Origin of the sequence: Vibrio sp. N418, from assembly GCF_000222565.1 — a bacterium.
In the GTDB taxonomy this organism is placed as follows: domain Bacteria; phylum Pseudomonadota; class Gammaproteobacteria; order Enterobacterales; family Vibrionaceae; genus Vibrio; species Vibrio scophthalmi.
This window is the reverse complement of the sequence record NZ_AFWD01000032.1, coordinates 121,033-132,944: the sequence shown is the minus strand read 5'-3', so window position 1 is coordinate 132,944 and position 11,912 is coordinate 121,033. Positions and strand designations below refer to the sequence as shown.

The 11,912-nt window shown below is 43.2% G+C and carries 7 protein-coding genes; all 7 read left to right on the top strand.

The window, feature by feature from the left end:
• Positions 1 to 32 precede the first annotated feature (32 nt).
• The 7 genes from RH86_RS20090 (at position 33) to RH86_RS05015 (ending at position 11,910) form a co-directional block, all read left to right on the top strand.
• Entirely contained in the window at positions 33 to 251 is a 219-nt protein-coding gene (locus tag RH86_RS20090) for a DUF2835 domain-containing protein (RefSeq protein ID WP_005597429.1), read from the top strand.
• 231 nt (positions 252 to 482) lie between these two features.
• A complete protein-coding gene (locus RH86_RS05040) occupies positions 483 to 5,324 on the top strand; it encodes an NAD-glutamate dehydrogenase (RefSeq protein ID WP_009385350.1) in 4,842 nt (1,613 codons plus the stop codon).
• 46 nt (positions 5,325 to 5,370) lie between these two features.
• Positions 5,371 to 6,381: a quinone-dependent dihydroorotate dehydrogenase gene (gene pyrD / locus RH86_RS05035; RefSeq protein WP_009385349.1), complete on the top strand. Its 1,011-nt coding sequence runs from the start codon at positions 5,371 to 5,373 to the stop codon at positions 6,379 to 6,381.
• A 169-nt stretch (positions 6,382 to 6,550) separates the two neighbouring features.
• Entirely contained in the window at positions 6,551 to 7,096 is a 546-nt protein-coding gene (locus tag RH86_RS05030; protein ID WP_005597422.1) for a cell division protein ZapC, read from the top strand.
• 538 nt (positions 7,097 to 7,634) lie between these two features.
• Positions 7,635 to 9,761 carry a bifunctional 23S rRNA (guanine(2069)-N(7))-methyltransferase RlmK/23S rRNA (guanine(2445)-N(2))-methyltransferase RlmL gene (rlmKL, locus tag RH86_RS05025; protein ID WP_009385348.1) on the top strand — a complete coding sequence of 709 codons (2,127 nt, stop codon included), beginning with the start codon at positions 7,635 to 7,637 and terminating at the stop codon, positions 9,759 to 9,761.
• 18 nt (positions 9,762 to 9,779) lie between these two features.
• A complete protein-coding gene (locus RH86_RS05020) occupies positions 9,780 to 10,016 on the top strand; it encodes a glutaredoxin family protein (RefSeq protein WP_081467382.1) in 237 nt (78 codons plus the stop codon).
• The gene (locus tag RH86_RS05015; protein ID WP_009385347.1) at positions 9,994 to 11,910 is read left to right on the top strand and encodes an ABC transporter ATP-binding protein; all 1,917 of its coding nucleotides are present in this window, start codon (positions 9,994 to 9,996) and stop codon (positions 11,908 to 11,910) included. Before RH86_RS05020 ends, RH86_RS05015 begins: the two co-directional genes overlap by 23 nt.
• Positions 11,911 to 11,912: the final 2 nt, after the last annotated feature.

Sequence of the window (11,912 nt, the reverse complement as noted above, 5' to 3'; positions counted from 1 at the left end):
TTTTACGTGGTACTGTTTATTTATACAGTTATATGAATTATTACCATTTTCGATTAGATATCCCATACCAAACTTATGTTGCCCATTATAGCGGAGCGGCAACATCTATCTTAGTCGTAACGGAGACAGGATTACGTATACAATTGCCAGCCTCTCGCTTTAGACCTTTCCTTACACAATTAGGTCTTAAAGGTCGTTTTCGATTAACAACTGACCAAAATAATAAGTTTGTTAAGTTAGAAGTTCTGTGATGCACTGATTTGTTAGAAGTTTAAACATAACTGCAATCACATTATTAAACATTTCATCTATCACTGCGTACAAAACATTAACCTTCACACAGCAATGTCGATACAATAAAACGGCATCAAACGCATAAAGCACTATGCTTAAACTAGCTAGGCTTAACTCGCCAGTTTTGAACTAGCAATGGTGCCTTATGACATCCCTACAAAATACTATTCTAATAGTGGAGTGTGATTATGACCGCGCGTGACACTTTAATGCCGGTGCTGCTTGAAAAAGTTTATCAACTGATTCAAGACAAACTCGACCTTGCTCAGCGACCTTTAGTAACCCAGCTTGCTCAACACTTTTTTAGTAATATTGCCCATGACGATTTGATAGAACGAAATGAATCTGATCTTTATGGTGCAGTTGTTAGCCTATGGCACCATATCAATGATAAACAGGCGAATGAATTTTCGGTTCGCGTATTCAATCCAACAGTCAGTCGCCAAGGCTGGAAATCGACGCACACTATTGTGGAAATTGTGGTGCACGATAGCCCATTTTTGGTTGATTCGGTAAAAATGGCATTGACCCGCCTCGATCTCGCATCACACTTAATGCTTCATGGACCAACTCAAGTACAACATTCTAAGCATGGTGATATCGTCGGTATCAATAATGGTGAGGGAGAAATGTACTCACTTTTCCATATCGAAGTTGACCGCTTAAGTGATAAGGAAGCAATGAGTTCCTTAAAACAAGAGCTCATTAGTATCTTGAGCGATACCGAGTTGGTTGTCGCTGATTGGAAAAAGATGGTCGACAAACTTAAACAAGTGACGGATCAAGTAGAGAAGCAACAGGGCAAGTTTGAGATCGAACGTGATCATTATGATGAAACGATCAAATTTCTCCGCTGGTTAGGGAATCATAACTTTACCTTTATGGGGTACAAAGAATATGACCTTGTGAATGGCGAAGATGAGATTGAACTCTGCCCAACACAAGAGAAAGGGCTCGGCTTATTTTCCAATCCTCGTCACGTACGCAGTGTTAAGCTTTCTGATTTTCCAGATTCCGCACGCCTAGAAGCTCAAAAGCCATTTTTACTCATCATTACCAAAGGCAACACGCCTTCGCGTATACATCGACCCGCTTATACAGACTATATTGGTATTAAGAAATTTGATAAAGATGGCAAAGTGATTGGTGAACACCGTTTTACTGGTCTTTATACCTCTGCGGTTTATAACCAGAGTGTGGCTGGTATTCCGTTGATTAGAGAAAAAGTAGAGCGCATCTTAACGGCTAGTCGTTATCGTCAAGGTTCATACTCCTACAAAGCACTACACAATATTCTAGAGAATTATCCACGCGACGAATTGTTGCAAGCCCGCGAAGAAGAGTTACTCGAAGTCGGGATGGGCGTCGTACAAATGCAAGACCGAGACATGCTGCGTCTGTTTGTTCGACGAGATCCTTTTGGTCGCTTTTTTAGCTGTATGGTGTATGTGGCAAAAGATCGATATAACACCGAGCTTCGTCGTCAGACTCAACGTATTTTCAAACAGTATTTTGGCTGTGAACAAGAAGTGGAATTTACCACTTACTTCTCAGAGAGCCCGTTGGCGAGAACTCACTATATCGTTCGGGTAGATAACAACAATATGGATATTGATGTCAAAGCAATAGAACGGAACTTGATGGAAGCATCATCGACTTGGGATGACCGTTTGTCAGAAGCGATCATTGCTAACTACGGAGAGAGTAAAGGACTGCCACTTTCCAAAGAATATATGCGTGCATTTCCACGTTCATATAAAGAAGATGTAATGCCGGGTTCGTCGGTGGCAGACATTGAACGTTTAGAGTCACTCAGTGATGATCATAAATTGGGTATGCTGTTTTACCGGCCACAAGAGTTAACCAAAGATTCGAAAGCGGTACGCCTAAAACTCTATCATCGTGATGAACCAATCCATCTCTCTGATGTGATGCCGATGCTCGAAAACCTGGGTTTGCGTGTGATCGGCGAATCACCCTATGAAGTACGAAAGGCCAATGGACAAGTCTATTGGATCTTAGATTTTTCGATGCTTCATAAGAGTGATAGGAGCGTTGATCTTCGCGAAGCGCGTGATCGTTTCCAACAAGCATTTTCAGCTGTTTGGCATGGTGATTTAGAGAGCGATGGATTTAACCATCTGGTACTGGGAGCATCACTAACCGGACGTGAAATCTCCATTCTCCGCGCTTATGCACGCTATATGCGTCAGGTCGGTTTTCCATTCAGTCAACAATACATCGAAGATACACTGACGCATCACCCAGATCTTGCCAGTGATCTGGTTAGCTTGTTTAAAAAACGCTTTGATCCAAAGGCGAAAAATAGTGGAAAAGCGCAAGCCGACATTATTGCAAAGATCACCGATAAGTTAGATTTGGTCGAAAGCTTAGATGACGATCGTATTATTCGTCGTTATATGGAAATGATCAGCGCCACACTGCGAACCAACTACTACCAGCTTGATGAGAATAAGCAACCGAAACCATGGTTAGCATTGAAACTTAAACCGCGTGATATACCAGAGATCCCGCAGCCGGTGCCGGCTTTTGAAATCTTTGTCTATGCACCAGATATTGAAGGTGTGCACCTACGTGGTGGTAAAGTGGCCCGTGGTGGTTTGCGTTGGTCAGATCGACAAGAAGATTTCCGCACTGAAATTCTTGGCTTGGTAAAAGCACAACAAGTTAAAAATACGGTTATCGTCCCTGTGGGCGCAAAAGGTGGGTTTGTTTGTAAACGTCAGCCTAATCTCACTTCACGTGATGAAATTTTTGCTGAAGGTCAACGCTGCTATAAACGTTTTATCCGAGCACTGTTAGATGTTTCCGATAACATCATTGAAGGAGAAGTGATTCCGCCAGCAAATGTCGTTCGTCATGATGAAGATGATCCCTATTTGGTTGTAGCGGCAGACAAAGGCACTGCGACGTTCTCGGATCTCGCAAACTCAGTCTCGGCAGAATATAACTTCTGGTTAGGTGATGCCTTTGCTTCCGGCGGTTCAAATGGTTATGACCATAAAGCGATGGGTATTACCGCTAAAGGAGGCTGGGAATCGGTTAAGCGTCATTTCCGTGAAATGGGCATTAATTGTCAAACCACCGATTTTACGGCTATTGGTATTGGTGACATGGCGGGAGATGTTTTTGGTAATGGTATGCTGCTATCGAAACATACCCAAATGGTCGCAGCGTTTAACCATATGCACATCTTTATTGATCCAACACCAGATTCAGCAAGCAGTTGGCAAGAACGAGAACGTCTATTTAATTTGCCGCGTTCGAGTTGGGAAGACTATAACCCGAAATTGATCTCTAAAGGTGGTGGCATTTTCTCTCGCCGAGCTAAATCCATTACGTTGACGCCGGAAATTCAAAAACTGCTTGGTACGAAGAAAGCATCATTGGCACCGAATGATCTGATTAAGATGATCTTGACGATGTCGGTTGATCTGCTGTGGAACGGCGGAATAGGAACTTATGTCAAAGCCGCGACGGAAACCCATACCGATGTAGGTGATCGCGCCAATGACATGCTGCGTATCGATGGCCGCGACCTACGCGCCAAAATTGTTGGTGAAGGTGGTAACTTAGGCATGACTCAGCTAGGGCGAATTGAATTTGCTTTGGCTGGTGGGCGTGTGAATACCGATTTTGTTGATAATGTCGGTGGTGTAGATTGTTCCGATAACGAAGTGAACATAAAGATCTTTTTGAATGGTCTTGTCGCGAATGGCGATATGACGATCAAACAGCGCAATACGATCTTAGAGTCGATGGAAGATGAGGTAGGAGAGATCGTATTAGAAGATGCTTATTGCCAAGCTGAAACGATTTCAGTGACTGAGCATCAAGGCGTTTCTTTAGTCAAAGAACAGATACGTTTTATTCATACCTTAGAGAAAGCAGGACATTTGGATCGTGCACTCGAATACATTCCGGATGATGAAACGTTATTGGAGAGGGAAAAACAAGGTTTAGCCCTGACCAGACCTGAGATTTCCGTGCTTATTGCTTACGGTAAAATGGTGTTGAAAGAAGAATTGGTTCATGAAGATATCGCTAACGATCGTTATCATGCAGAACAACTGGTTCAGTACTTTCCAACTAAGTTACGACGTAACTATGAAAAAGCAATGGCCGACCACCCATTACGTCGTGAAATTATCGCCACTTCTTTAGCTAACCAAATGGTTAATGAAATGGGATGCAATTTTGCGACCCGCTTACAGGAAGAAACCGGAGCAAATGTTGTCGATATTGCTAATGCTTACGCCGCTTCCAGAGAAATCTTCGGTTTAGCGGAAGTCATGAAGCAATTACGTGAACTTGATAACACGGCATCCACATCAGCTCAGTATGAAATGATGTTTTATGTCCGTCGTACTCTACGTCGATTGTCTCGTTGGTTACTTCGCAATCGTAGTGGTAAACAATCAGTAACAGCGTTGATTGAGTTGTACCAAGCTGATGTATCAAAAGTGAAAGCCTCTCTAGATAGTTTACTGGTTGAAAATGAGGTTAGGGAACATAACGATGTTGCGGATGTCTGGGTTAAACAAGGCATTTGTTCAGAGTTAGCCAATTATGTGGCGCGTTTATCAAGCTTATACTCAGTACTGGATATATCTACAGTATCTCGTGAAAAGGGCATTTCTATTGAGAAAACCGCGAAACTGTACTTTAACTTAGGTGATAGATTGTCATTGCATTGGTTCTTGAAACAAATCAATGGCCAGGCGGTAGATAATCATTGGCAAGCATTAGCACGAGCAGCCTTTAGGGAAGATCTCGATTGGCAGCAACGTCAACTTACCGGACAAGTTTTAAGTTGCGGTTGCCACCCCGAAGAGATCGACGAAATTCAAGCATTAGAAGATTGGATTAGCTCGAATGAAGTCTCTTTACATCGTTGGGAGAACATTCTGAATGAGTTTAAAGTGGGCTCAGTGCATGAATTTGCAAAATTCTCGGTCGCATTGCGGGAATTAATGCTTTTAAATTTGAATTGTTCTTCAAATGAGTAAATAATAAGTCCCCGTTTATACGGGGCTTTTTTCTTTCGGAGGCACAATGCTTTACCGTCTAGCCAGGACTGGCTTTTTTCAACTTGATGCCGAAAAGGCACATGATCTTGCAATCGAAAACTTCAAACGTTTCAACGGCACTCCACTCGATCTTTTCTATCGTCAACAACTTCCACACCGTCCAGTAGAATGTATGGGGCTTACTTTCCGTAACCCTGTTGGTCTTGCGGCTGGTCTGGATAAAAATGGCGAATGTATTGAAGCATTCGATGCAATGGGCTTTGGCTTCATTGAAGTGGGAACGGTCACTCCGCGTCCACAATCTGGTAATGATAAACCTCGTCTTTTCCGTCTGCTTGATGCAGAAGGTATTATCAACCGTATGGGTTTTAACAACCTAGGTGTTGATCATCTGATTGAGAATGTTAAGAAAGCAAAATTTGATTGCGTACTTGGCATCAACATCGGTAAGAACAAGGACACACCAATTGAAAAGGGCACAGAAGATTATTTGATCTGTATGGAGAAGGTTTACCAATATGCAGGCTACATCGCTGTAAACATCTCATCACCAAATACTCCGGGACTACGTTCTCTACAGTATGGTGAAGCATTAGATGAACTACTTTCTTCATTAAAAGCAAAACAAGCTGAACTTGCTGAGCAACATAATAAGTACGTTCCGCTCGCTTTAAAAATTGCCCCAGATCTGAGCGATGATGAAATCAGCCAAATTTGTCAGTCATTGATTGCGAATGGCATTGATGGTGTCATTGCAACCAATACCACATTAGATCGTTCAATTGTTGAAGGCATGAAAAATGCAAATGAAGCAGGGGGCTTAAGTGGTCGTCCTGTACAATTGCGCAGTACCGAAGTTGTTCGTCGTCTTCATCAAGAGTTGGGCGATAAACTGCCAATTATTGGGGTGGGCGGTGTTGATTCTTTTGTCGCGGCGAAAGAGAAAATGATGGCGGGTGCAAAACTGGTGCAAGTTTATACTGGATTTATTTACCATGGTCCAGGTCTCGTTAAAGAGATCGTTAAAAATATCTAATCAGTCGTGACGCTGTCACAATAAATTACTGATTCACATAAGTTCTATCGAAGAGGAAGTGAGAAATCATTTCCTCTTTTTTTTTCGCTGTCTGAGCATACACTTTGGCTAAATGTTGGAAGGTAATTAAGCGTTTTACCTAAATTAACCCAAACATAGAGATTGGACGATGCTTAAACCCAGTGACAAATGGACTTGGTACTATGATGATGCTGATCAGCACTTGATGCTCGATCTCGGCAATGAAATGGTATTCAAAACAAACCTTTCTCGTAAGTTGATTGTTGAGTGTGCAGTAGGCGTCAATGAATTTTCGGTTGATGATGCTTCTGCTTACCAAACTTATAAAGAACAGATTGCTCACCTAGAGCTCTCTGAACCAAGGCAAGCACAGTTGGCATTGTACTGTGTTGCAGCAAAACGCTTCCACAAACCGGTACAACCGAAAAGCTGGTTCTTTGACAGCTTGTCTGATGGTTCTTGTACTCCGGTTGAAGGTGACTTCGTTAGATTAGAAAATAGCCATGGCCACGGTGCTTTTATCGTTTTAGAAGTGGGTGAGTGCGCCAGTCTTTGTGCGTCAATTAATTTGGACGAATTCAACCTTAATGGCGTCAAATCGATTCAATATGGCGAAGCGATAAAAGTAATGCATGACCGTATGCAAATCATTAGTCATCAGTTCCTTACGCAGCCAATGAGATTAGTGGGGTAGTTTCCCTCAATACCTTTTTCTCGTGTAGATAGTTCTCCTTAGAGATAGTTTCGTTCCTTTTAGTATCATTTCTCGTCGGCCCAGTGCCGACTTTTTTTGTTTCTATTGTGCGAACAATAGAGAACCCCCTCCATTTAATGCGCTAATTACCCTCCAATCGGGTTGATGTCGTTGTGATAAATCTTCCAAAAATTGCGCAAATTAGACATTTTTTGTGCTGCAATTATTTCTTCTTAAGTCATCGCTAAATAGAAAATTCCCCAATTAGGTGGTTTTGGTAACTAAATTACAACCATAAATGACAGTTGGTGTAGACCAGATTTGACGTGAATAAGCATTCACTATCGCTGAGAGCGCTGACTGTTGGTCAAAGATTTTGAGAGGCTGTTGGTAGTGTAAAAATTCGGGATGTTGATTTACGGCTGGTGGAATGATGAGCGTCTGAAGGTTTTTGAGTGAGAAAAATGCGAATCAATTAACGAAATGTGCGCTGTGTCGGGTATAATGAGAGGTCATTTCAAACAAACATTAGAACACTATGCATCAATATCTTGCGGTAACTTCAAACGGGTTAGAGAACCTGTTGGTAGAAGAACTTACAAAACTAGGCATAACCAATGCAAAACCAGTGCAGGCTGGGGTGAGATTCAAAGCAACTAACGAACAGATCTATCGTTGTTGTTTATGGAGTCGCCTTGCATCACGTTTTGTCCGTATTTTGTCTGAATTTACCTGTCAGGATGACATGGACTTGTACCTAGCGGCTTCGGCTGTGAACTGGGTAAATCATTTCCATAGCTCCAAAAAATTGGTTGTTGATTTCAACGGTACCAACAATGAAATTCGTAACAGCCAATACGGCGCAATGAAAGTAAAAGATGCGATAGTGGATTGCTTTACTAAGAAGAGCCTTCCAAGACCGTCGATCAGTAAAGATCTTGCTGATCTTCGTATTCATGTTCGTCTTCATAAAGATAAAGCAATTCTTGGTATCGATATGGTTGGTCGCGGTTTGCACCAGCGTGGTTACCGTGAAGAAGCTGGTCGTGCACCTTTGCGTGAAACCCTAGCGGCGGCGGTTATCCTGCGCAGTGGCTGGAATGCGAGTAAGAACTTTCTCGACCCAATGTGCGGTTCAGGTACGCTAGTGATTGAAGCGGCAATGATGGCGGCTAATATGGCGCCAGGTGTGAACCGTAAGACTTGGGGCTTTGAGTCACTAGAAGATTTTGATGCTGATACTTGGATGGAGTTGAAGTCTGAAGCGAGTGTACAAGCACGTCGTGGCGTCAATAAACTTGACACTAAATTCTTTGGCTTCGACAACGATGAACGCGTATTAAAAACCGCACGTGATAACGCTCGCCGTGCTGGTGTTGCTGATATCGTGAACTTTGAACTAGGCGATGCTGCACTGCTTAAGAAACCACAAGAGTTTGGTGAGGGTGTGATTGTTTGTAACCCGCCTTATGGTGAACGTTTAGGTAGCCATCCTGGTTTGATTGCACTGTACACCGCATTCGGTGCGCAGCTTAAATCTGAATTTGGCGGTTGCCAAGCATCAATCTTCTCTGGTTCTGATGAGTTGCTAAGTTGTTTGCGTATGCGTGCAGATAAGCAGTTCAAATTGAATAATGGTGCGTTACCGTGTCACCAAAAGAACTACCAAATCTCGGCACGCGTTGTAGAAGCAGGTAGTGACAATGTCACTGAAACTGTGATTGCACCAGACTTTGCTAACCGCCTGAAAAAGAACATTGGTAAAATTGCTAAATGGGCACGCAAAGAAGAGTTAGATTGCTACCGTATTTATGATGCGGATCTGCCTGAATACAATGTGGCGATCGATGTTTATCTTGATCAATTGGTTATTCAAGAGTACGCCGCGCCAAAAGATGTTCCTGAAGAAAAAGCGAAACGTCGCCTGACGGATATCATCCGTGCATCTATCCAAGTGACCGGTACCAATGCGAACAAAGTGGTACTCAAAACGCGTGAAAAGCAAAAAGGTCGTTCACAGTATCAAAAACTGTCTCAACAGTCTGAAAAGCTGGAAGTAAACGAGTATGGTGCGAAGCTTATCGTTAACCTACACGATTACTTAGACACAGGCTTATTCTTGGATCATAAATTGACTCGTCGTCGCCTCGGTGAAATGGCAGCAGGTAAAGATTTCCTTAACCTGTTTGCTTACACTGGGTCTGCAACGGTACACGCAGCGAATGGCGGTGCACGTTCAACGACTACTGTCGATATGTCTAATACCTACCTGGAGTGGGCAAAAGAGAACATGCAGCTAAACGGTCAAGTTGGCCGCCAGCATCAATATGTTCAAGCGGATTGCCTGCAGTGGTTAGAAAAAGCAACCACCAGTTACGATCTTATCTTCATTGATCCACCAACGTTTTCTAACTCAAAACGTATGGAACAATCGTTTGATGTTCAACGTGACCACATTCAGTTAATGAAAAACCTGAAGCGCTTGCTTAAACCACAAGGCACGATCGTATTCTCGAACAACAAGCGTCAGTTCAAAATGGATCTTGAGCAACTTGAAGAACTGGGCCTACAAGCGAAGAACATTTCCGCACAGACGTTGCCTTTGGACTTCTCTCGTAACAAGCATATCCATAACTGCTGGCTTGTTACCCATAAAGACGCATAACACTATAAGGGCAAGGGATTGATTACACTTTATAGTACTGAAGGATGCCATCTCTGTGAGATGGCATTTGAGTTAACACAGCAACTTGATATTGAAGTTGCTGTTGTTGATATTGCCTTCGACGATGAACTATTCTCTCGTTACGGGGTCACGATTCCCGTCCTCAATTATCAAGGCAATGAACTCAATTGGCCTTTCGATTCACCACAATTACAAATTTGGTTAGACAATAATGGCATTACTTACAATAAATAATGGCTCGCTAGCATTTGGCGACCACCCATTGCTCGATAAAGCAGATTTTGCCCTACAAGAAAACGAACGTGTCTGTCTTGTTGGTCGAAACGGTGCTGGTAAATCAACTCTAATGAAGGTGATTGCGGGCGATGTATTGATGGATGATGGCAAACTAACCATTACCCAAGATGTGGTTGTTTCACGCTTAGAACAAGATCCACCACGTAATGAAGAAGGCACCGTATTTGACTATGTATCCGGTGGCTTGGCTGAAGTGGGTGAGTTCTTAAAAGAATACCACGACATTTTGGATTTGATCGCAGTTGATCCAAGCGAAAAGAACATTAATAAACTGTCTCGTGTTCAAGAGAAACTTGATCATTTAAACGCGTGGCGTTTTGAAGATCGTATTAACAATGTGCTTGAGTCCCTGAAGCTTGATGCTCACACGAAACTAACGGATTTATCCGGCGGTTGGCAGCGCAAAGCGGCACTTGCGCGTGCGCTGGTTCGCGACCCAGATGTATTGCTGCTGGACGAACCAACCAACCACTTAGATGTGACTACGATTGAATGGTTAGAGAACTTCCTCAAAGATTTCCGTGGTTCGATCATTTTCATTTCCCACGACCGCGCATTTATCAAGTCGATGGCGACTCGTATTATCGACCTCGATCGTGGTCAACTAGCCTCATTCCCTGGTAACTACGATCAGTATCTTGTCGATAAAGAAGAGATGCTGCGCGTGCAAGAAATGCAAAATGCTGAATTTGATAAGAAACTCGCTCAAGAAGAAGTGTGGATTCGTCAAGGTATAAAAGCTCGCCGCACTCGTAACGAAGGTCGCGTACGCGCCCTGAAAGCACTCCGTGAAGAACGTTCAAACCGCCGTGAAGTGCAGGGTAAAGCGGTTATTCAAATCGACGACGCGAGCCGTTCAGGTAAGATCGTTTTCGAAGCGGAAAACTTGCATTATGCGATTGATGGTAAGCAGATTGTTTCAGATTTCTCTTTCAACATTATGCGCGGTGATCGCATTGCACTTATCGGCGCCAACGGTTGTGGTAAGAGTACACTGTTGAAATTGCTGCTTGGCAACCTTGAGGCCGACTCTGGTCGTCTGCACTGTGGCACCAAATTAGAAGTCGCGTACTTCGATCAATATCGCGAAATTCTGGACCCAGAAAAATCAGTGATCGATAACTTGGCCGACGGTAAGCAAGAAGTCACTGTTAATGGTAAACCTCGCCACGCATTAAGTTACTTACAAGACTTCCTGTTTGCACCTCACCGTGCGCGTACACCCGTTAAAGCACTGTCAGGTGGCGAGAAAAACCGTCTTTTATTGGCTCGTATCTTCCTTAAACCAAATAACTTGCTGATTCTTGATGAACCAACCAACGATTTAGATATCGAAACTTTGGAACTTTTAGAAGATTTGCTTGCCAATTATCAGGGTACATTATTGTTGGTGAGTCACGATCGTCAGTTCGTGGACAACACGGTAATGACCAGTTGGATTTTTGAAGGCAACGGTAAAATTGAAGAATTTGTGGGTGGTTACCACGATGCACAGCAACAACGCGCACAAGTTTTGAAGTCACGAGCGCCTGAAAAACCAGCAAAAGCGAAGCCGGTAGTTGAGGCAAGTCTCAAATCCGCGCCTGTAACGGCTAAGCCGAAGAAGTTATCCTATAAACTACAGCGCGAACTTGAAACTCTACCAGCACTGCTTGAGCAGTTGGAAGAAGAGATTGAGCAGATGCAACAGACGGTGAACAGCAGTGACTTTTTCTCGAAGCCCGTTGAGCAAACTCAAACAGTATTAGATAAGCTGGCTGCTTTAGAGCAGGAGCTTGAAATTGCTTTCGAACGATGGGAAGAGCTCGAAGCAATGCAACAGGAAAGTTAAGG